The organism is uncultured Nostoc sp. (assembly GCF_964245445.1).
GTDB lineage: Bacteria > Cyanobacteriota > Cyanobacteriia > Cyanobacteriales > Nostocaceae > Nostoc.
The window spans coordinates 4,721-26,898 of record NZ_CAXTNE010000053.1; the positions used below are offsets into that span (position 1 = coordinate 4,721).

At 41.9% G+C, this 22,178-nt stretch carries 16 protein-coding genes, 1 pseudogene and 2 riboswitches; of the genes and pseudogenes, 8 read left to right on the forward strand and 9 right to left on the reverse strand.

Annotated elements, in window-relative coordinates:
• Both ACFE90_RS11965 and ACFE90_RS11970 read left to right on the forward strand, forming a co-directional pair.
• Positions 1-128: pseudogene (locus ACFE90_RS11965) on the forward strand (high light inducible protein); the annotation flags it as partial.
• A gap of 42 nt (positions 129-170) precedes the next feature.
• On the forward strand, positions 171-383 hold the full coding sequence (locus ACFE90_RS11970; RefSeq protein WP_375500712.1) for a high light inducible protein: 213 nt from the start codon (positions 171-173) through the stop codon (positions 381-383).
• 473 nt (positions 384-856) lie between these two features.
• Here ACFE90_RS11970 and ACFE90_RS11975 read toward each other — a convergent pair whose 3' ends face one another.
• The 4 genes from ACFE90_RS11975 to ntrB all read right to left on the reverse strand — a co-directional run bounded on the left by ACFE90_RS11975 (position 857) and on the right by ntrB (position 5,360).
• Positions 857-1,477 carry a universal stress protein gene (locus ACFE90_RS11975; protein ID WP_375500746.1) on the reverse strand — a complete coding sequence of 207 codons (621 nt, stop codon included), beginning with the start codon at positions 1,475-1,477 and terminating at the stop codon, positions 857-859.
• Between the two features lie 171 nt (positions 1,478-1,648).
• Positions 1,649-1,844: riboswitch (cyclic di-AMP (ydaO/yuaA leader) on the reverse strand.
• Positions 1,845-1,882: 38 nt separating this feature from the next.
• Entirely contained in the window at positions 1,883-2,719 is an 837-nt protein-coding gene (locus ACFE90_RS11980; protein WP_375500748.1) for an ABC transporter ATP-binding protein, read from the reverse strand.
• 259 nt (positions 2,720-2,978) lie between these two features.
• On the reverse strand, positions 2,979-4,421 hold the full coding sequence (locus ACFE90_RS11985; RefSeq protein ID WP_375500714.1) for an ABC transporter substrate-binding protein: 1,443 nt from the start codon (positions 4,419-4,421) through the stop codon (positions 2,979-2,981).
• Between the two features lie 87 nt (positions 4,422-4,508).
• Complete coding sequence (gene ntrB, locus ACFE90_RS11990; protein ID WP_375500716.1) at positions 4,509-5,360, reverse strand: nitrate ABC transporter permease; 852 nt, start codon at positions 5,358-5,360, stop codon at positions 4,509-4,511.
• A 97-nt stretch (positions 5,361-5,457) separates the two neighbouring features.
• Positions 5,458-5,693: riboswitch (cyclic di-AMP (ydaO/yuaA leader) on the reverse strand.
• Positions 5,694-6,110: 417 nt separating this feature from the next.
• Between ntrB and ACFE90_RS11995 the strand changes: the two genes are divergently transcribed.
• Positions 6,111-7,301 (forward strand): sensor histidine kinase, encoded by a 1,191-nt coding sequence (locus ACFE90_RS11995; RefSeq protein ID WP_375500718.1) that lies wholly within the window; start codon positions 6,111-6,113, stop codon positions 7,299-7,301.
• Positions 7,302-7,359: 58 nt separating this feature from the next.
• On the opposite strand, the gene rnc is transcribed toward ACFE90_RS11995, so the two are convergent.
• From rnc to ACFE90_RS12015, 4 genes are all read right to left on the reverse strand, one after another.
• Positions 7,360-8,046, reverse strand: a complete 687-nt coding sequence (gene rnc / locus ACFE90_RS12000; RefSeq protein ID WP_375500720.1) for a ribonuclease III — start codon at positions 8,044-8,046, stop codon at positions 7,360-7,362.
• An 88-nt stretch (positions 8,047-8,134) separates the two neighbouring features.
• Positions 8,135-8,371 (reverse strand): HNH endonuclease, encoded by a 237-nt coding sequence (locus ACFE90_RS12005; protein WP_375500722.1) that lies wholly within the window; start codon positions 8,369-8,371, stop codon positions 8,135-8,137.
• A 569-nt stretch (positions 8,372-8,940) separates the two neighbouring features.
• Positions 8,941-9,549, reverse strand: coding sequence for a hypothetical protein (locus ACFE90_RS12010; RefSeq protein WP_375500724.1), 609 nt, complete (start codon positions 9,547-9,549; stop codon positions 8,941-8,943).
• A 43-nt stretch (positions 9,550-9,592) separates the two neighbouring features.
• On the reverse strand, positions 9,593-10,180 hold the full coding sequence (locus ACFE90_RS12015) for a Uma2 family endonuclease (RefSeq protein WP_375500726.1): 588 nt from the start codon (positions 10,178-10,180) through the stop codon (positions 9,593-9,595).
• Positions 10,181-10,275: 95 nt separating this feature from the next.
• Between ACFE90_RS12015 and bchD the strand changes: the two genes are divergently transcribed.
• Positions 10,276-12,300 (forward strand): magnesium chelatase ATPase subunit D, encoded by a 2,025-nt coding sequence (gene bchD, locus ACFE90_RS12020; protein ID WP_375500728.1) that lies wholly within the window; start codon positions 10,276-10,278, stop codon positions 12,298-12,300.
• A gap of 57 nt (positions 12,301-12,357) precedes the next feature.
• Here bchD and ACFE90_RS12025 read toward each other — a convergent pair whose 3' ends face one another.
• A complete protein-coding gene (locus ACFE90_RS12025; protein ID WP_094329630.1) occupies positions 12,358-13,143 on the reverse strand; it encodes an RNA polymerase sigma factor SigF in 786 nt (261 codons plus the stop codon).
• 603 nt (positions 13,144-13,746) lie between these two features.
• Between ACFE90_RS12025 and ACFE90_RS12030 the strand changes: the two genes are divergently transcribed.
• The 4 genes from ACFE90_RS12030 (at position 13,747) to ACFE90_RS12045 (ending at position 22,118) form a co-directional block, all read left to right on the forward strand.
• On the forward strand, positions 13,747-15,054 hold the full coding sequence (locus tag ACFE90_RS12030) for a Fis family transcriptional regulator (protein ID WP_375500730.1): 1,308 nt from the start codon (positions 13,747-13,749) through the stop codon (positions 15,052-15,054).
• Positions 15,054-18,662, forward strand: coding sequence for a hypothetical protein (locus tag ACFE90_RS12035; RefSeq protein ID WP_375500732.1), 3,609 nt, complete (start codon positions 15,054-15,056; stop codon positions 18,660-18,662). Before ACFE90_RS12030 ends, ACFE90_RS12035 begins: the two co-directional genes overlap by 1 nt.
• A complete protein-coding gene (locus tag ACFE90_RS12040) occupies positions 18,592-21,276 on the forward strand; it encodes a pPIWI_RE module domain-containing protein (RefSeq protein WP_375500750.1) in 2,685 nt (894 codons plus the stop codon). Before ACFE90_RS12035 ends, ACFE90_RS12040 begins: the two co-directional genes overlap by 71 nt.
• 113 nt (positions 21,277-21,389) lie before the next feature.
• On the forward strand, positions 21,390-22,118 hold the full coding sequence (locus ACFE90_RS12045) for a Bax inhibitor-1 family protein (protein ID WP_375500734.1): 729 nt from the start codon (positions 21,390-21,392) through the stop codon (positions 22,116-22,118).
• Positions 22,119-22,178: the final 60 nt, after the last annotated feature.

The following is a 22,178-nucleotide window of genomic DNA, read 5'->3' on the forward strand; positions in this document are numbered from 1 at the left end:
TTGGCTGGACACCTCAAGCCGAAATTTGGAATGGTCGCTTGGCAGCAATTGGTTTTCTAGCCTATTTACTTTGGGATTTAGCAGGCTATAGCGTTGTTCGTGACGTTTTACGCATAGTTGGCTACTAGAACTTAAACACTTGAAACATTACTAGATATTGGAGAAAAAAAATGGCAACTCAAGGAACTCGTCCTTCTACAGATTTACCACCTGTTGCAACAGAATACAACGGCATAGATCGCAATAAATTTCTGTTTGGCTGGACACCTCAAGCCGAAATTTGGAATGGTCGCTTGGCAGCAATTGGTTTCCTAGCATATTTACTTTGGGATTTAGCTGGCTATAGCGTCTTACGCGATGTTCTACACCTAATCGGATATTAGGAATAGCTCAGGATTAATAAGTATTTGAGTATAAATAACGACACTACTCAGAAACCCGGCTTCTCACCAAAAGTCGGGGACTTATCTCCTGAGCATTTTATTTATATTTAATTTATTTAAAGCAAAAAGTGAACTAACACGTACAAAGCCGAAGCCACTAGCTGTAATGCCATTACTGGAATACCTTAGTGGAGAAAAATTTTAAACCAAATGTGGCGTCCATGCTGCTTAGATACAATAACTGCACCGACGCTTAAAGCTCGTAGATGATTGATTTGTGTGCGTGGCAGTTCTTCAAGATTATCTAACTGTGTATTCCAAATTTTGCGAGATAAAAGGGGTTCTTCGGGTTTAATAAGCAATCAAGCGGACATGGTTTAATTGGTTGTATATTAGCCAAAAAAGCCACCTAGTTATAGGTGACTTATCTATGATTACAATTAGATAAAAATTATTGAAAGTCTTAACAGTGATTATTCATCAATACAACTGGGAATACCTAGAACAGCGCAGGGAAAATTAGAACCTAGTGCCTCAATCATCGGATGATTGACAGAGTTGCACCCGAGGAATAGGATATCGGCAGCTTCTGATTCAACAACTTTGTTAAGTTCTGTAGAAATGCAGCCAAACCGTAAATGAGATTTGAAGGAACCCTGCCATTCTTCAGCCAGACTTCGGGCTTGCCAGAGAATTATATCTGCTTGTTGCAGGGGAGTTACCACTGTCTGCAATTGGGGTTGAGTTAATACCTGTGTGGCAGACTTTGATATTTCACTGATTTGACACTCAAATGGAGGCTGTTGTATTGGTAAGCTCAAGACATTTGGATACTGGCTTTTGGAATTGTCTTCTAGCACATAAACGGCTTGAACTGTAACTTCTGCATTGGTGGCTAAACGCGTTTGATGGGCAATCCAAAAGGCAATATCTAGTGCCGTATGACTGTTAGGAGATGCGTCATAAGCAACAATTAAATTAACTGCTTTTACTTGTTGAGGTTTTTTAGAAAAAGGTTTTTTTGGTTCTGGCAACAGTACCATTTGTTCAATTAAGTCATCTCGACCTGTGGCACTTTGCAGACGTGCTAACATTGGCTTTATTTGCACAGCTTTACTTCTCCTAATGAAATGAATTAGCAATGAGAAGCAGGGAGACAAATTTTGGATTTTGGATTTTGGATTGAGTAACGATAACCAAAATCTTAAATCTGAAATCAGTCAAGGAAACCCCAATAATAACTGTATGACAGCCAAAGTTTTGGGGGTTCCTTCCATTGCCTACGGAGTTAGCTGACGGGCTAAGACTGGAAGGTGTCTCTCTCTTAGAAGTGCTGAGTGGTGAGTTGTGAGTGCTTAGTTAAAAATTAATTATTCTTAACTTTTTACTCTGAAATGCCGCTCTCTGCAAGATTAGCCCCACAATATGGTTCCTCCGTTCCAAATTCAGCTTTCATGAATTTGAATTAGGCTACCCACTAAAAAAAATGATAATCTAATTTACTCGTCTTGGGCAAAATATCGATCAAGGAAATTCAGGGCATGGTTGCGGAGTTCAAAATATTCTTTTGAGTTTCGCATGGCGGCGCGATCGCGTGGATGTTCAAAAGGAACTTTTAATATCTCTCCTATACTAGCAGCTGGGCCATTGGTCATCAAGACGATGCGATCAGACATATAAATTGCTTCATCTACATCGTGGGTAATCATCATCACTGCCTGACGATTATTTTCCCAAATATCCAATACCTGGCGCTGCAATTTGCCACGAGTTAGTGCATCTAGCGCCCCAAAAGGTTCATCCATCAGCAACATTTTAGGACGAATTGCTAAAGCTCTGGCAATACCTACTCGTTGTTTCATACCTCCAGAGATTTCATCAGGATATTTGTCAGCCGCCGCCGTCAAGTTTACCATTGCCAAGTGTTGATTTACAATGCTAATTTTCTCAGCCCGATTAGCATTTTTTAGCACTTCATCCACAGCTAAACGTACATTTTCTCTCACTGTTAACCAAGGTAACAGTGAATAGTTCTGAAATACCATCATCCGTTCGGCTCCTGGCTGACGAATTTCTTTTCCATCTAGCCGTACTGAGCCGGAAGTGGCTTTTTCTAAACCAGCTACTATCTTTACTAGAGTTGATTTACCACAACCTGAGTGACCAATAACAGAAATATATTCATCTTCACCAATCGTCAGATTAACCCCATCTAAAACAACAAAGTTATCTTTATCAGGTGTCGGATAAGACTTGACTAAATTTTCAATTTCTAAAAATCCAGGGCGGGCAAGAACTTCAGTCTGGGTATTAATAGGTAATGAGGTATATTCCATCATCAAATGCTCCGGGAATAATTTAGTCATCAAACAATTTTGGATTTTAGATTTGCAATTTTAGATGTTCCCGATTAAAAGGATGCTCGGTTGCTGATAGCGCAGTGTAAAGCCTTCTCTTCGAGAGGCAACGCCTTCGGCATGGCTTCGCTTAGAGCGACGTAGGAGCGTCGGATTTTATGTTTATTCCACCCAAAAGCGACAGAGCATAAACCAAGGAACCAAAATCTAAAATCTAAAATCCCAAATTGACAGGGATTTAAGACATGAAAAAGTTAGTGGGAGCGTTAGCCCTGATGGCAAAACTATTCAGATAACCCACCGGATCGCTGGGGTCGAAGCCTTTCTTATCTATAAATACTTCTGGTGGCTCGACCTTGTAATCATCCTTGGGGCACTGAATGCCTATTTCAGATGCTATCTCCCGATATAAATCTGTTCTCCAGCCAAGTTGGGCTAGTTTCTCGGCATTTTTAGGGAATTCCTTAATTTGTCCCCACCGTGCGGCTTGTGTCATCAACCACATACTTCTCGATCTCCATAAGAATGTGGAATGTTCTCCTGGCTGTTTGGGAAGGTTGTCAGGAATATCGAAGAAAATCGTGGTGTCAGCGGCTTTGATGGTGCGGTCTTTGCCGTCAAAGCCGCCATAGTTGTAATTGCCGAGAATTCCCGGACTTGTAAACTTCGCAATTGGGGCATTTTTCTTTTTAGGTCTAGCACCTGTAAAGGAACGGTCTGTTATCAGTTCAGCTACTTCTTGGCGGTTTTCTACTTTGCTGCAATACTGACAGGCTTCAATCATCGCCTTAACTAAAGAACGATAGGTTTTGGGATATTGGTCAATGAAAGATTGCATCACCCCCAAAAGCCGGTCTGGGTGTCCCAACCAGACTTCTTTACCTTGTGCGAAGGTAAAGCCGATGTTTTCATTACCTGTTATTGCCCTTGTATTCCACGGTTCTGCAACCATGTAAGCTTGCATTGCACCAATCCGCACGTTTGTTACCATTTGGGGTGGCGGAACGATGATGACGCGAAACTCTTTAAGCGGATCAACGCCTGCGGCGGCAGATATGTAGCGGACAAAGTATTCGTAAATGGCGGAACTTAATACTACTGCCCAAACTCTGTTTTCTGGCGGTTGCTTGTCAAAGTAGCCTCGGAAATCGCGCCCAAAGGCTTCTAAAGCACCATCGCCATATTTTTCTTGATACTCGTACCACGGACGCAGCCCAAAATCCCACATGGCTTTGTTCATTGTCATGGCGTTACCGTGGCGGTGAATGGTCATGGCTGCACACAAGGGGGCGTGGCGTGCGCCTTCAGCACCAATTCTGGCGTTGGTGACGGCACCAGATACTACGGGTGAAGCATCCAGGCGACCAAAAATTAAACCGTCGCGGGAGGTGGCCCAACTGGCTTCGCGGTTGAGTGTAACGTTCAAACCATACTTGCGGAAGAAACCTTTTTTCCAGGCGATCGCAAATGGCGCACAATCATTAACAGGAACGTAACCAACTGTAAGATCGGCTTTTTCTAGGTCTTGGGATCTAACTACTGGTTGCACAGCTAAAGCTTCTGGGGTCAATCCTTTGGCTGATCTATCTCCTGAAATGCCACAGGAAGACAGTGCTATTCCCGTCGTTGTTGCTCCTATTCCCTTGATAATATCTCGTCGAGTCCAGTTCATATCACCCATTCTTGTAGCTCCATTGGTGATGAATTGCTCACGCTTCAGGCGTAGAGTCTCGTTACATCTTGCTGTTTTGATAGCAGCCGAATTTTCTTAGTTAGCGGCTGTAGGGCGGCGAGTTACTAATTCTTGGATTTTGCCCACGGCGTAATCTAGGATTAACCCAGTTAAGCCAATTATCAACACAGCTAAAAAGACTGAACTCAGGTTTAAGCGACTCCATTCATCCCAGACAAAAAAGCCGATACCAACACCGCCTGTCAACATTTCCACAGCGACAATTACCAGCCAAGCTATCCCTAAACTAATTCGTAAACCTGTAAAAATATACGGTAAACTTGCAGGCCAAATGATTTTTGTAATCCGCCGCCAACGGGGCATTTCTAGGACTCGTGCCACATCTAAATAATCTTTGGGAACGCTAGAAACTCCTAAAGCGGTATTAATAATTGTCGGCCATAAAGAAGTAATAAAGATTACAAAAATGGCTGAAGGATCTGCCAAATTGAAAATTGCTAAGGCGATGGGCAGCCAAGCTAAGGGCGATACAGGTTTAAAAATTTGAATGATCGGATTGAGCGCTAGCATTGCCGATTTGGACATGCCAATTAGAAACCCCAGAGGAATCGCTACTACCGCACCTAACAAAAAGCCTATTAATACCCGGCGCAGACTTGCGATCAACAGCCAACCAATTCCTAAGTTGCCGGGGCCTCGCTGGTAGAAGGGATTTAAGATGTAGTCTAGATTAGCAATTAACGCTTCTGGTGGGGTGGGCATCAATTCATGGTTGGCAAGTGCAATAATCCACCACAACACAATTATTCCTAAAAACCCCAACACAGGTAGAAAGAAGACATCTCTAACGACGACAGGTTTTGCCTTTTTCCAAGCAGCTTGTCCAGCGATCGCTGCGATCGCTGCTAAATTTAATTGAAATATCATTTACGACCTCAACAGATTTAAGTGCAGGTACAAAGAATCCGAGCAGTACCAGCCTTGGACACCGATGAGATCGGAACACTATAAAAATGCCGTCTCTTCAGTCTCCTCTCAATGCCTACGAAGTTAGCTGACGGGCTAGGGCTGAGAGATGCCCTTCACAAGAAAGTTATAAGTTAAGAGTTATGAATTATGAGTTATAAGTTGAGTATTTAGTAAACCAACTTCTAACTCCTCACTCTCAACTCCTCACTTTCTATAAGATACGCCCCACAATTTGGTTCCTCCGCTCCAGCGTTATGCACTGTGACACGCTGAATTAGGCTGACTTACTCTAATGGATACTAAATTATGCACAATATAACATTGATGCTCAGTAAAAGCCATCTATCTCATAATAAATATTGTTTATTTTAATACTGAAACTAAGTATTTTATCACATTTATTTGTAGTAAATAAAACTTATAGTTTTATTTGTATTGTGAGTCAACTCCTTGCACAGCCAACTAAACAATATAATCGAGCCAAGCGTCAAGAATCTTACGTGTTTGATTAATATTTTTTAATAAAAAATATAACATGCTGAGAAAATTTTATATACGGTTAGTTAATCAGCAAACAAAAGAGCATATATAATCTATTCCTTTTGATAGGTGAAGAAAATTGGTAAAACTGGTAAAAACCCACTGCACTCGCTAAACTAATTGGATATGGAAGTTTACTCATCTATCTCCTAGCTGATATTTAACATAATGGATTTTAGTCAAGTACTGGCTGAAAAAACGGACACCATCATCGATAAATGGGTTACAACAGTTCGCAAGGATAGACGGATTGAAAGTGCTGATGACCTATCTTACACAGCAGTAAAGGATCACATCCCTGATGTTTTGAAAGCGATGGTGACAGTGCTTTCAAAGCATCAAGATAATGATATTCAGTCAATAGTTACCGCCAGTTTTCAGCATGGAGCGATTCGAGCGGAACAAGGCTTTGATCCAGCAGAAATTGCCAGAGAATATCATCTGCTGCGAACAGTAATATTTGATGCTCTACAACCAGATTTATTGGAGGGAACACCTGTAGAGATTATTCGTTCCATGCGTTTGATTGACGCTATCATAGACGAAGCGATCGCTCGCTGTTTCAAGAGTTATGTTGAGGAACGGTTCCGAGAATTACAGCAGTTGCAGTCATCACTAACACTTCATAATGATGAACTCACGCGTTTGATTAGCGCCAATCAAGAGTATCTTTCGCAGCTAGCCCACGAATTGAAACATCCTCTAACTTCCATTATCGGTTACTCGGATCTGTTTTTACGCCAACAACGACGAAAGACTGACATAAAAGACACCTCTGCTAATCTCGAACATATTGAGCGGGTACTACGCAATGGCAGACAATTACTCCACCTCATCAACGATGTATTAGAACTTTCCCGGTATGAGGCAGGGCAGATAAAACTCCACCTAGCACCCACCGATGTGCGTGAATTAATCAATAATGTCTGTGAAATGTTGGAACCTTTAGCTGCTGGGAAAAATTTAAAAGTCGTAGTCGATTGCGATCGCGCTCCCAAAGAATTAATCACAGATTCTTTTCAATGCCAACAAATTGTTACAAATCTTATTAGTAATGCGATTCGCTATACAGAGTCAGGGACTATTATTATAATGTGTCAGGTGTTGGAGAATCAAAAATGGGCGATCGCGGTTTCTGACACTGGAATTGGCATTGCACCAGAAAACCAAGCTCAGATATTTGAACCCTACTTTCGCGTCAGTTTTAGCGATCGTCCCTATCTCCCTGATAGTACAGGATTGGGATTAGCGATCGTCTCTCGCTTAGTAAAACTACTCGAAGGTGAGATTAAGCTAGTCTCTGAGGTAGGCGTTGGTTCTACCTTCACCGTAATTTTGCCCTTACAAATAGAAAGTTGATTTCACGCCAAGACGTAAAATTATTCTTTGCGCCTTTGCGTGAAATCAAAAAACATTATTACAACAATCCTTGTTTTTTCAACTTATCTAGCGCATCCTCAGCAGCAGCTTTTTCTGCGTCTTTCTTATTCCGTCCCTTACCTTCACCGTAAAATTTTTCATCTACCAATACTTTTGCTATGAATTCTGGCGCGTGAGAAGGGCCTCCTATTTGTTCTGTAAAGTATTTGGGGGGATTTGGAGTAACGTTGCGTTGCACCCATTCTTGAAAGCGATTTTTTGAATCTACATTAGAACGAGACACAACTATATGTTTTGGATCTACAGAATCAAATAACGGTTCTATAATTGCACGAACTGCTTCAATATTGGAATCATTATCCAAATAGTAAGCACCAAGTACGGCTTCAAAGGTGCTACTAAGCAAATTAGGATTTTGGTAGCCTCCGTCTCGAATTGCGCCTTTTCCTAACCGCATTCTAAAGTCTAAACCTACCTCTTCGGCAAACTTTGCCAATTGCTTCTCATCTACTAGCGCCGAACGCCGCCGGGTTAATTCATCTTCTCCCATTTCTGGGTGACACTTATATAGATATTCGCCACTTAAGAAATTCAGCAAAGCATCACCGAGGAATTCTAGGCGTTCATTATGTTCGCCTTCTCCTGGATTTTCATGAACATAAGAACGGTGGGTAAGTGCTTGTCGCAATATTTTTTCATTTTTGAAAATCAAAAGTTTGTGCATTTTATGCTTCTTTTATTTGCAAATTTAATGGAAGGGCAAGCAGGATGCCCATCCCACAAGATAATAACCAAGAAAATTCAGGTATTATTTAGACACAATTACCTTTGTTCCAGCCAGGTGGAAACAAACTATTTCCACGAGAACGGTTGCAAGTTAAACAAGCGAGTCTTAGGTTTTCTAAAGAATTGGAACCGCCACGACTTTTAGGAAAAAGATGTTCAATGGTCAGTTTACCTGTTGTTATACAATGACCACACCACCAACAGTTAGGGCCATACAAATTAATAAGTTGTTGCTTCTTGTTGTACTTCTGCCTAGAATTCATTTGCTTTAGCTTCCTTTTGCTTTTTGTTTGCAAAAGCAATGGAACATCAGCTATCCAGCATAAATATAGAGTTTTAGATAGGAATTTTTAGGTAGTAATTCCCCTAACAACCCCCCAACAACACTTATGCTTACAATAGGTGAAAACTTTATGAGTTTCACCGATTGGAAGTTAAAGGGCGCGTACAGCACAAAAATCCTTAGCCGTAAAATCAGCGTAAATAATAATGAATATATACGCTCATTAAACGGTTGATGACTTTTATAGACGCGGCCACTAACTTTATCTGTTAGCTTAGTTTTTATTTGCTTTGATAGCGAATATAAACCAGAAATTTATGTAATGTCAAGAGATGCGGGGTAATTTTTTTACTTACCACCTTGACAACGCTTACCCCTTTAGCAGAAACGCCGATCTCAGTCCAAAGACAAACCAGAAAAACAAGATAAGCATATCACCTGATTTGCTTAAACAATTCTTATTTTAACACCTATATTTGCATTGAATATCCTAATATGACTGACTATAACATCATTCATCTTTAAATTATATTTTATTTAATAAATGAGTTATGATTTACTTTGGGTGATCGCACCATACAAAATACCTAAAATCTTCTTAATATCTTTAATATAATATTCACTCAAATCAATCGAAACTACATTACCTTCAAGTTTGAGGAATTGCCAGATAGTACCGATAGTAACAGCACCATATATAGCTTTGATTTGATTTCCACCTCTCTCGTTAAATAACTGAGCAGCTACCATTTCGGCAATACATTCGGCTAAACCAGACCTCAAATTCTCATTTTTACTTTCTACTAGGACAATCACCGGACTACGCACAAGCAACTGCTCCGAAGAAAGACTCAAAATAAAATCACAAAAGCCGTTTAATCCTCGTTGGCTATCAACAGTAAAATCAACTCCCGAAAAAAAGCTTATTTCATAATTAAATTTTCGTCTAACTTCTAATAAAATCGGACTTATTATCATTTCACTTCGAGCTTTTTCCGAACTTATCGCTACAGCTAAATCAACATTTTCCCTAAGAATAGTAGATAATAAATCACTACATTCTTGCTCCTGCACATTTGCGAATAGTCCAGATGATTCGTGGAGAACTAACCCAAAAGAATCAATAACTTCAATAAGTTTAAAATCACTATAAGCCATAAAACTTACTCCTTTGTCTTATGACTGAATCCTATAACAAAATTTAAAAATTCCGCTTTGGCGGAAACACCTTAGCTAAATCAAGAGAGAAATCAGAGAAGCAGGAAAAAGTTATTATCTCATTTGACAAGAAAATTCGCTTATTTGAATAACCATATCTGCCTTGATTATCCTGATATGGTTCACTGGAAGCTTCCGAATAATTATCGAATAAATTGAATATCCAATAATCAGTAATACCTCCTTTAGGATAGAGAGGTATTTTAACATCTTGGTCATAAGCTAAAGAAGAATCTGCAACCTCCATCACCAATAACACATCAGTCAATTTAGGGTGAGACGACAGATAATTATCATCTCGGTTTTGAACAATCGCAAAATCTGGTTCAGGTTCACTGTTAGGTGGTAAAGTAATTGGGGCTTGAGATTGTAGAGTTGCCCTATCTCCTACAATCTTTGGGAGTTGTTTCCATAAATTCCTTAGACAAGTTTCATGGGCTGTACCTTTGGATGCCATTTCAATAATTTCCCCGTTGATTGATTCAATGTGGTCATCTTCATGGAAAAAGCCCAATTCTCCAAGCCTGTGGTATTCATCCAGTGTGAAGCGTTTAGCCTGAGCAATACTCATAACCTTACCTTTCTCTCTTTGCGATACATAATACTTATTCTAAATGCGTCAGAAATTGGTATGCTAAAGGCCGAGACTCGCTATGAAAGCAAACAATGCCTGCGCCTACTATCAACCCCACGATCGCTGCCTTTCCCTTGACAGCTGTAGTCGGTCAAGAAGCAATTAAATTAGCCTTGCTGTTAGCCGCAGTTGATCCTGGTTTGGGGGGAGTAGCGATCGCAGGTCGTCGCGGTACGGCAAAATCTGTGATGGCTCGTGCTATCCATGCTCTACTACCACCCATTGAAGTTGTAAAAGGTTCAATCAGTAATTGTGACCCCAACCACCCAGAAGAATGGGATGATCAACTGTTGGCGGAGTACGCAGACAAAGACATTCAAGATGTGCCCGTCGAAATTATTCCCGCGCCTTTTTTGCAAATTCCTTTAGGTATTACAGAAGACCGACTATTAGGTTCAGTGGATGTTGAAAAGTCGGTAAAACAAGGTGATACTATTTTTCAGCCTGGGTTACTCGCTACAGCTAACCGTGGTGTACTGTACGTAGATGAAATTAATTTATTAGATGACCAAATATCAAATCAGCTTCTAACAGTATTATCTGAGGGACGCAACCAGATTGAACGGGAAGGGATTAGTTTTCAGCATCCGTGTAAATCTCTGTTTATTGCTACCTATAATCCCGAAGAAGGCGGATTACGGGAACATTTGCTAGATAGAATTGCGATCGCACTCTCTGCTGACGGTGTACTCGGCTTAGATCAAAGAGTAGAAGCAGTTGAAGTTGCGATCGCCTATTCTAAATCTCCCCAAGACTTTCTTCAGCAGTACAACGAAGACTTCGACTCCCTCAAAACCCAAATCATCTTGGCACGGGAATGGTTGAAAGAAGTCATCATCACCCATGAACAAATTGCCTACTTAGTGGATGAGGCTATTCGCGGAGGAGTTCAGGGACATCGCGCCGAGTTATTCGCCACGCGGGTTGCCAAAGCTGCGGCGGCTTTAGAGGGACGGACAACAGTTAATGCCGAAGATTTGCGCCGTGCTGTGGAATTGGTGATTGTACCACGCGCCACAGTTGTGCAGACACCGCCACCCGAACAATCACCACCACCTCCGCCACCCCCACCGCAACAGAATCAAGAGGAACCCCAGGACGAATCAGAAGAAGAACAAGAAGAACAGGAAGAGAATCAAGAGCAAGAACCCCCTAGCATCCCGGAAGAATTTATATTTGATCCAGAAGGGGTAATCCTTGATGACAACGTGCTGTATTTTACTCAAATGGCGAAGCGGCAAGGTAAATCTGGTAGTCGCAGTGTCATCTTTTCCGATGACAGGGGACGCTACATTAAGCCAATGTTGCCCAAGGGGAAAGCGCGACGCATTGCAGTAGATGCCACGCTGAGAGCTGCGGCTCCTTATCAAAAAGCACGAAGAGAAAGACAACCAGATAGAAAAGTTATTGTCGAACAGGCTGATATTCGCTCGAAACGCCTGGTACGCAAAGCCGGGGCGTTGGTAGTGTTTGTGGTAGATGCTTCTGGCTCAATGGCCCTGAATCGAATGCAATCGGCTAAAGGTGCGGTGATGCAACTCTTGACAGAAGCTTATCAAAACCGCGACCAGATAGCATTAATTCCCTTCCGGGGAGAACAGGCAGAGGTATTATTGCCTCCAACACGTTCTATTGCCTTAGCGCGTAATCGTTTGGAAAGGTTGCCCTGTGGTGGGGGTTCGCCCTTAGCGCATGGTTTAACCCAAGCTGTACGCGTCGGCTTAAATGCTCAGATGAGTGGAGATATTGGGCAAGTTGTCCTTGTAGCAATCACCGATGGGCGGGGTAATATTCCCTTAGCGCGTTCTTTGGGTGAGCAGCTAGAACCAGGAGAAAAGCCAGATATTAAAGGAGAATTATTAGAAATTGCTGCCAGAATCCGGGCTTTGGGGATGCAACTATTAGTAATTGATACGGAAAGTAAATTTGTGTCTACTGGCTTTGCTAAAGAATTATCGCAAACAGCAGGCGGTAAATATTATCATTTGCCAAAAGCGACAGATCAAGCTATTGCTGCCATGACTAAAGGTGCGATCGCTGATTTAAAATCTCGATAATTAGTCATTTGTCATTGGTCATTAGTCATTAGTCATTGGATTTCTGACTCAGCACGACTACGATCCAGTTGGCATTACCTGTGGTTGCAAATAGCAAATCAAATCTTGGATTCCCTTTTGCAGATACCGCGTTACTGTCATTGGACTAGTACCAATGTTTTTAGCAGCATCCTTGCGAGAAAGTTCCTTCAAAAATACCATTTCAACTGCCATCCGGGGCTTTTCTTCCAACATATTGATTGCACCTTGGAGTTGTTGGCGTTCTTCTTCTTGTTGCAGAAGAACATGAGAACGAGGACAAGGAAGTGCTTCACCCAAGGTTATTTGGCAATCAACGTAGTTAACTGCGGTTGCATCTAAACTCAAAGGCATCCGATTTTGAGCAGCTAATTTGGTTTCTTGCCATTCTTGCACAGATACCCGGAGGTGGCTGGCAATTTCAGCATCCTTGGGCTGGCGACCTAAAGACATTGCCAAGTCCTTGCGAATCTTTTGCCCTTCATTATATAATTCTTGCCAACGACGGGGAATTTTTAATAGAGTACTGCGATCGCGCAAAAAGTGCAGCATCTCACCGCGAATGTATGGCACAGCAAAGGAACTAAAAGCATATCCTTGGCTAGGGTCGAAACGCTCAATTGCCCTAATCAAACCAAAATAACCGATTTGTTCTAAATCTTCATAAGGTTCATTACATTGATGGCTAAATTTATGGGCCATCTTACGTACTAAGCCAGTATGTAACTGTACAAGTTTATTACGAAGTTTAATAGATGGATTCTGGTGGTACAAGTGTAATAATTCTATACCATCAGTTCGTAAAGAGGACTCACTTGTTGCCATATACATTCCTTTGTTGTAACTCCTATTCCTGGGAAAATAGAGTTGCGTATATTTTCTTTTAAGCTGTCATTATTTTCCTTAGTTAGGGCAGAATAAGCCATCGTCGTTTCACTGAACTTGTGAGGCGTCGCACTCTACAGTTCAGTATTTGTACGCATGATTTTTCTAACCTCTCTGTTGCAGGTTATGTTTGTTTTTTACATAGCTCTTGAATGGCACATAATCTTTAGCTTTTGCAACAAAAACTAGCTATTTATGCTGAAAAATGCATCACTAACCTAATAGCCATCTGTCATACTGAGCGCAACCTGGATTGGCACTGAATTAATTGCGGAAAAGCTGGGCAATTTTATCTCTTAGTACGCACCGTCATTAATAAAGGTCGAAAATCCAAATTGCAAGTTGGGTTGAGGAACAGAACCCAAGCTATAAAAAACAGAATTCCGACTCATTTTTACGGGAATTTGTACTTAGTTGGGTGTTGAGGGACATTTCCATTTATAGTAAAATTGAAACTTCGGAAACTTAGTGGAAACATAGAAACAGTTTGTTGACACGCAAGTTTGGTGGGTGTCACACTTCTGCTAAACAGGAGGGTGAACAATGAAAATCACCAAACACCGACAAAAAATTCTCGATGCACTTCAGCAATGGTTTAGTATCCATAAACAAGGGCCAACTCTAGAAGAGTTGTGTCAAGAACTCGGAATGCAACCACGCCAGAAAGCAACAGTTCAACGCTGGTTGCAAACTATGCGCGGTATCAATGTGGAATGGGATGACCACAGCGCCCGCAGTCTTCGCCTTCTCACATCTGAACCAGAAAAACCCTTCTTACAGCTATCTGTGACCGATACTCTGCGGTATCTGGCTACTGGCGTGGTGCAGTGGGAAAAACTTGAGCTAGAAAAGCGAAGTCAAGTACCAGAAGCCCTTCGCGTTGGCATGTCCCGTATGTACTTAACTTCGTTACTACAGGGAGAACAAGCCCCAGAGAACCTACCTCAATTTTTTGATTGGGCGCAAACATCAATTACTTCCTGGAAACCAGCCCAAGAGATTAAATATCTTTCGCCAGATGTCAGCGTTATAGAAGACGGAGTAGTTTCCGATTTGGCAAGAGAATGGCAAGTTTCGGGTAATGATGTGGTGGCGCAGGTACAAGAGTCAGTACTGAAAGATGTACTGGAATACTGTCGGGGAAATCAGCTAGAAGATGCCTATCGCGCTTTTCGACTACTAATCATTTCTAAACCCACTCTTCATTACTCAGAATATCGCCAAGAGCTACGTTTACCAGAACTCAAACCACTGCGTGAGTTATTGTCACGGTTAGAAATCTATGTCGATATGGATAAGTTGGCAGAGGATAGAGTCTATCATCTGTGTCCGCGCTGCAAGTATGTGCAACGCCAACGCCCTGATGGTACATATACCTGCCGTACCCCTTGGTGTGAAAGACTTTGTGCAACCAGCAACTTTCAACCATTACCACCTATTTCTAAAGAAGAAGCAGCAGACTGGAAAGCTGTTACCCCTGGCGTACATTTGTACGGTACGCTTCCAGGAATTTGGGAAATTCAACTTCAAGAAGAACTTACAAAATTGGGTTTGCGCGTTACTCTCTGGCCTTTTGTCGATGAATTTGACTTACTCGTAGAGTTCCCGCGCAAAGTTCGCTGGGCAATTGATTTTAAAGATTGGTCATCCGTGGATGAAGAACGTTTGCGAAAGGTGCAGTATCGGCGTGATGCAACGGAAACCTTTGTAGTTTTTCCAGATGAACGCGAAGACTATTTGCGGATAAAGGTAGTGCGCGAACAACTAGAACCTGAGCTTGAAGGGGTGCGCTTGCGCTTATTTAGCGAAATCATCACTCAGGCTCAAACAATTTTAGGGAAGAAAAAATAATGCGTGACACCATTAGCTGGCGCAAGGATCTGTGTAAAAAACTCCGCAATTCGGATGAATTACAACAGCATATAGTATCTAGTTTAGTTAATGCAGATACTAAGGTACAACAGCGAGAACTTAAGCGTCTTGCCCAACTCATTGCTGATGTGGAATTGGGATTAACCCTACTTAAGGAAGTAATACCTGAAGAACCTGCAACTTCTGTGGAAGCTTTGCTGAAAGGATATCGCTTTCCAGTTGAACAACTACAAAGCGATCGCAAATGGCAACTTATACAAAATGCTCGTTTCTATTTGATTAAGCGTAAAGGTAGACAATGGCTACGAGTTCTTCAGGAGTACATCAACTTACCTGAAATTATTAGAATCTACAGCCTTGAGGAGGCAAGGAATGTTCCTCAACCTATTCCATCCAGTACCTACCCAACTCGTTTAGAGAAGATATATCTTCCAACCTTATTAAAAACTCCACAGCATAGACAACAAAAAGTCAAATTAGTAAATGAGGGGCGATGGTATGCCAAGATTTCCCAAAAAGGTAACTCTCCAGTTGAGGTTCCTATTGATATTTCCAAGGAAGTTGCTAACATAGCACCTTCGTCTGTAGTAACCCTTCGTTGCACACGGACTAAGCAGAATCCACGGTGTAGCGTTACCCGCGAAAAATTAATACTAGCTGCCCAAGAAATGGACGATAAATTGTCCCAGTTTGGGCAACAAGAAAATTATCGTAACCGCTTGGAAAATATCCTCTTCCAGCTATACGATGCTGAATCAGATAATTTCCAGCACGGTAATCAGCTAACTTTAGAGGGTCTTATCCACATTGTCGGGCTTTTGAATGTGGGCAAGTCTACTCTGTTGGAAATTCTGATTTACCACTTTGCTAAACAGGGAGATCGCTGTGGGTTGATGGTGAATGATGTTGTTACAGCAGTGCGTCTCGCTTCCTTGTTCTGCCACAAATTAGGAATTCCTGCTGCACCAGTGTTGGGTAGTAAACGCCAAGAGCAACTTGCAAAAGTCTACGAATCAATTCTCAAAAGTGAGGGTAAGGAAATTACTAAGGGAGGAATGCACCCTGCATGGCGTTGGTTTAGTCCAGTCTGCCCACTTTTAGCTTTAGTGCAATCAGAAGATAAGTGGGAATTTGGCAATGAACCTTGTCACAAGCTTTATCAAAAAGTTCTTGTAGCTGATAATGATGATTCTGATGATGAAGACTGGCAGGAAAGTGATGAAAAATACACTTGTCCCTTTTATTACAAATGTCCACGTCACCATTTAGAACACGATATTGCTACAGCTTCAGTATGGATTTTCACCCCTGCTAGTTTCATTCATACTCGTGTACCCCGCCAGGGATTTGAACAAGACTTGACCTTTGCTGAGGCTGTTTACCTTGAATGTAAATATCTATTCGTTGACGAAGCTGATCGTGTGCAGATTCTGTTTGATGAAGAGTTTGCCCCTGATGAAGTCTTAGTCGATGCTTCTGGAAACTCTTTTTTAAATAAACTCGGACTTAACCTGGCGACAATTTACAATTCCGATCGCGGTGATATGGCAGGCGATCGCTTTGTTGCTTGGACAAGCGCACATTACCATACCCAAAATGCTACTAACCGTATCTATCACCTACTCCTCACCCACTCAAAATTGGTTGCGTGGTTGGGGCCACTTCCTTTTACAGGTCGTTCTCTATTTGCTCGGATTATCCGTGACCTAGTTGATCCGCCTGAGATTCCTGTCTCAGCGAAACCGAAACTAACTCGCCAACAAATCATGGAAGAACGGCGTAAACGTATCATTGAAGCAGACTTGGCTCCCACAGAGCAACGTCGCCGTCGCAAACAAATGATGGACAAACTAGATGGATTTTTGCAACATCCACTCAACCGTGGTCTTGGAGGTGAACTTTCAGATTTGGCGTTGACAATACTAACTGCGGAAGATAACCGTCAAGCCTTAGCTGAAATTGCTCCTTGGTGCAAAAGATGGATAGAAATCCATAATCTTTCCCTACCAGATGAGACTCAATTTGAGGAACTAACCCGAAATCTCCAGTTTGCGATTTTAGTCACCATACTCGACAATCGGCTGGGTTTTATAGTTGATAATCTGAGCGACCTCGGTCGAGTAATTAACTTGCACGACTCAAGCCAAGACCTTTTACATCGCCCACCGGATGACTTTCTCCCAGTTTTACCAGAATCGCCAGTGGGAAATATTTTAGGTTTTTTGTATAAGCAAGAACGTAGTGCTAAAAAAGCTGGCAAGTTAGACTATTTCCGCTATGTAGGTGTAGGTCGTGCGTTACTGTTAAATTTCCCAAAACTGTTTGCAGTTGATGATTGGGATGGCCCGCATACTGTTCTGATATCAGGTACTAGCTATGCTCCGGGTTCGGCAGCCTATCACATCAACATAAAACCTACTGTATTGTTGCAACCTAGAACTGGCGAGGCAGGTATAGCTGAAAGTCAGTTTTTCTTTAGTCCCAAACAGAATCGGCAAGCAAACTATATTGCTTTATCAGGATTACCACCTGCAAAACGCAAACTTGCTGCTAAAGAAATGGTGGAGGCTATGTGCTACTCGGTAAGAGGTGGGGAGAGTTTTCTAGATGGGGTATTTCAGGATTTAGCACAGCGAAAACAACAGCAACCTGAATGGTGGAGCGATCGCGATCGCATCTTGATTGTCGTGGGTAGCTACGATGAATCCAAATGGGTCACGTCTATCTTACAATCACGCTACCGTTTCGACGTAAACATCAATGATGATGGTATTGCTACCCTCCGGCGTGACAATGCTCCCGCTCATCTTCATGGTATTCCTCGCAGTGAAATTCGGAATTTACAACATTTACCCACCCAGATTGTAGTTGCTCCTTTGATGGCTCTAGAGCGGGGTCACAACATCTTGAATGCTCAAGGTAAAGCTGCATTCGGTGCAGTACTCTTTCTCAACAGACCTATGCCAATACCTGATAACTGGCAATCTACTGTTCAGCAACTTAACGCTTGGGCGCTGAAGCACGAAAAAGACTCCACTCTTTACGAAGAAGCTCAATCAACTTTGGGAAACCTAACCCTAACTCAAGTTGCAGATATCTTCTACCAGAATGCTGCTGCCGAGATGGTCAATTTGAACTACACAGCGTGGGCTTTTAAGCAACTAACACAAGACGAACGCTCAGTACTTTGCTGGACTCAGTTAGTCAGTATCTGGCAAATCATCGGGCGTTTGGTGCGTGGTGGTGTACCAGCAGTAGTCCATTTTCTCGATGTGAAATTTGCCCCAAATTCAGCCATTGGTGAACAAGACAGCGAAAGCACTTCACTTTTGGTTGCCATCATCAAGGTGCTGGAACCATATATCGAAGGCGAGGATATGTTGGCGCGATCGCTCTATGGAGCTTTTTTAAATGCGTTGAAACAAATGAGAGAAAGAAACTTAAACTATGACTCAAATTATTCTTCCTGGTGCTTGGGAACTTACTGCAACGAATCCAACATGCAAACTTTCTGCAATCTATGTCCCTACTACATGGCGACAAGTCACCAACAACCTTGCTCAACAGCGTGCCAAACTCCAAGGTAAAAGTTATCGGGCTGTACCAGTTTATTCCCTTGATCCACTGATAGTTGGTAGTTTTCCCCAAATTATCAAGACTGTGCGTAATGGCTGGCAAAAAGGCAATGTCCCTTGGCTGTTAGCAACAGGAACCACAGATATTTCTGACTTAGGTAATTTGATCAAAGATTGGTTGATAGAAGAATTTAGTTGCTTAGAGGATGTCGAGTCACAGCTTACAATTCTGAATAATGATGATTGGCAATGGGAAAATTCACAAACCTATGAGTTACTCCATCCTCAAAACAAAATCGAAACAAGCAACCTTTACCAAGCAATTCCAGATTACCTTGCCGAGAAGTTTCTCCAAAAACCAACAGTTTCCTTTGGTGTTGATGAGCAGTATGAACTGACCTTTTACCGAGTGGTCAGCCTCCAAGGCGCTGAGCTGATGTCATGGCCTCCCAGTGAAGTTACGGTAACTAAAGGAAAGGAAACAACAGAAACAGCATATATCTCATTTGTCCTTGAATTTGTATTGCAAACAGTTCCCTGGCGCGAAAAACCGATTGTTTATCATCATTTATCAATTCGACGGTGGCTAACTAAACCTTTGAATTATGTACCTTATCCAGGCGTAAAAGCTCATATTGGTGATAACCGTCGGTGGTTAGATGGTCAACGCCAAGCCTTTTGCTTTATTCCACTGACGATCAACCGTTATGGAAAGGAACTGAAATGGCCTCAAGCCATCAGCAATCTTTTTTCTCTCAATGACTCTCAACTTCCTGAGGCAAATAATTTCGTTTCTAACCCAAATCACAACTGGTCAGGTATCAACACAATTCCTAGTGGTATCCAAGCTGCGATCGCCTACACTTCTAAATTAGGAGATCCACCCTGCTACTCTGGTGTCAGTCTACAGGATTTGGCTAGTTTAGATCAAGCTATTGAAGCACGTCTCCCTGTTCAAAGAGTGAGTGAGGCTGAGAGGGTAACAGGTAACGTTTTTATTTTCTGGCCTTCAGAAAAACCCAAAAAGAAAATTGTTCCTCTGCTTGCTGACGAAGAAAACCAATCTAAGAAACCTAAAAAAGCAAAGAAATCTGACGACCCAAATCATTCACACACTCCAATGCTGCGACCAAAATTAGCAGCACCAGCAGTTTTTCGTGAAGCTGAAAATCCTCTTCGCACCATACTTATTTTATGGGAAACTCCACAATGTCGTGATGCACTGATTACTGAAATTTGCCAGTTACTGTGTTTATCACCTACAAAAGTAGAAAATATATATCAAGGGTTTTACGGTTCCCTGTGTATCAAGACTCAACACGTTAGTGACCTAACACAAGACTTGGAAATTAAATATTTCTCGGAAGTTAGGAAAACTTATCAACAGCAACGCCCTGATTTATTAGCAGAGCGCATTAACAAGGTTACTGCATTTCTACCCCAAACTAAAGAACTAAGTGGTGCTTTAATCGAAATTAGACCTAAACCGTTCAGATCAGAAGCTGATCCCAAAGTTGCGTGGCGAATTGGGGCAATGAAAGCAGGCTATCTCAATCAACACATCCACCGAATAACCACTAAAGCAGACCCGGAAAAGCTGAAAAAATCTGGTTTAGAACCAGTGAAACGAGCAGTATCAGACTTACTAAGACAATTTGGAATTTTACCTGATACTCCTTTAATTAATCTTGAAAAAGATGGGATTGATTCTGATATTTGGTTAACGTGCTTTTATATTCTACGCCGCACTCGCAAAACAAATGCTGAAAACATTCCTAAAACTGTTGTTTTGATGATCAGAGTTAATCCACTTACAGCAAAAGTAGAGTTAACAACACCTGATTTATTTAATAAACAAGGTTGGGTATCCTATCCTGTTGGACTTGCACATCTTTCATATGAAGATTGGGATTCTAACTCTGATGATGAAAGTAATGAAGAACTTGACGAGGAACAAAAGCGCAACGAGCAAACAAAAGAACAAAGATTAATCAATAAATTTGTTACTGAATGTTTGCAAGATTGCTTAAATACTCCAATTACTAATAAAAAATCCCCGCGTGTGCTATTCATGGCAGATGCACAAAATGCCCGCAAAATGCTGAACTGGTTACAAAACCAAAATCTACTAACTAATGACCTACTACAAACGCTGAAACAGCACCTTTCACAAGAAGAAATCAATCGCCTCTGGATTGTACGCTTACGAGTTGCAGAGAATGGTGAAGTACCAGTTGCTATTGTTAAAGATTCTCCCGGTAGTCGAACCAGTGGTGTTTACCGATGGCAGGGTGTGTGTGATCATGGGGAGCGATCGCTCTACCTGAGCGTTAGAAAACCTTTAAATACTGAAAAGCACATATTACGCTCATGGCAGTCTCGTCTTGACAATGGCAGCAGGCAAGCTGGAAAAGCCAGAATCTTAGAAATCGCCCTGATTCATCACCCACAAATTAAGGGCGACAAGCTAGCTCATTTTGTCCACTCTCTCAGAAGTCGCTGGCCTTATTTTGCAAATGACGTTATTCTACCGTTACCTTTTCCCTTTGCAATCAAGGCTAAAGAATATGCTGTCAGTACTAAAGATCCTCTGGAATCCTTAGAAACTGACGACTCTAACTTTTAACAACAAAACCGCTCTTCAGATTTGGCAACGATATTAAATCCTTGGCTGTTAACCCCAAAGATTGGTAAGAATAGGAATAAGCAGAACGTTTTCCTAAAAAACAGTTTTTCAATATGAGCAATACCAGTAATTTTCGTGAAGCTATCCGTGAGGCTAAATCTCACGCCCTCGTTGGTCCAAATGTGATTGCCAACGCCCTCCCCTACGTCGGTGGTGGATTAGTGCTAACAGCATTAGGAACCTACGGCGGTTTGGGAGTTATCCGTACTAATCCCGAAATATTCTTTCCCACCTTCATTGGTGCGGTGATTTTGGAGTTAATTTTGTTCTTTGTTGCCCAAAATGTTGCCCAAAAAGGTAATAAGGGACTTGCACTACCTCTGTTAGCAACCTACAGCCTTTTGTCTGGATATACTCTTAGTGGCTTAGTATTTGTCGCCTTGAGATCCCAAGGTGTTGGCATTCAAGGCATTGGCTTGGCTGCCCTTGGTTGTGGTGTCACCTTTGTTGCTGCCCGTCAAATTGGTTCAAATCTCTCTGAACAAGACGGCATGGCTTTGACGAAAACCATCAATCTCGGCGTTATCGCCTTAGTGGTTGTGTGTTTAGCCCAATTCGGCTTTGCCATGTTTGGTATTTACACGCCAAATTGGTTAGAAATTGCCATTTCTGGTTTGGGGGTGTTTTTGTTTGTTGGGGTTTCTGTTGTTGATTTCTACATCTTGCCCCGCACTTACAGCGATGACCAATATCTGCCTGCTGCTTTGTCGATGTACCTTACTTACATCAACTTGTTTGTCTTTATCTTGCGGTTGCTAATTGCCATCAATGGCCGCGATTAATTGCCTGTAGGCACTAACAAAAGTAAAGTTTTATATAGTAAAAACCGTGGTTAAATTTTC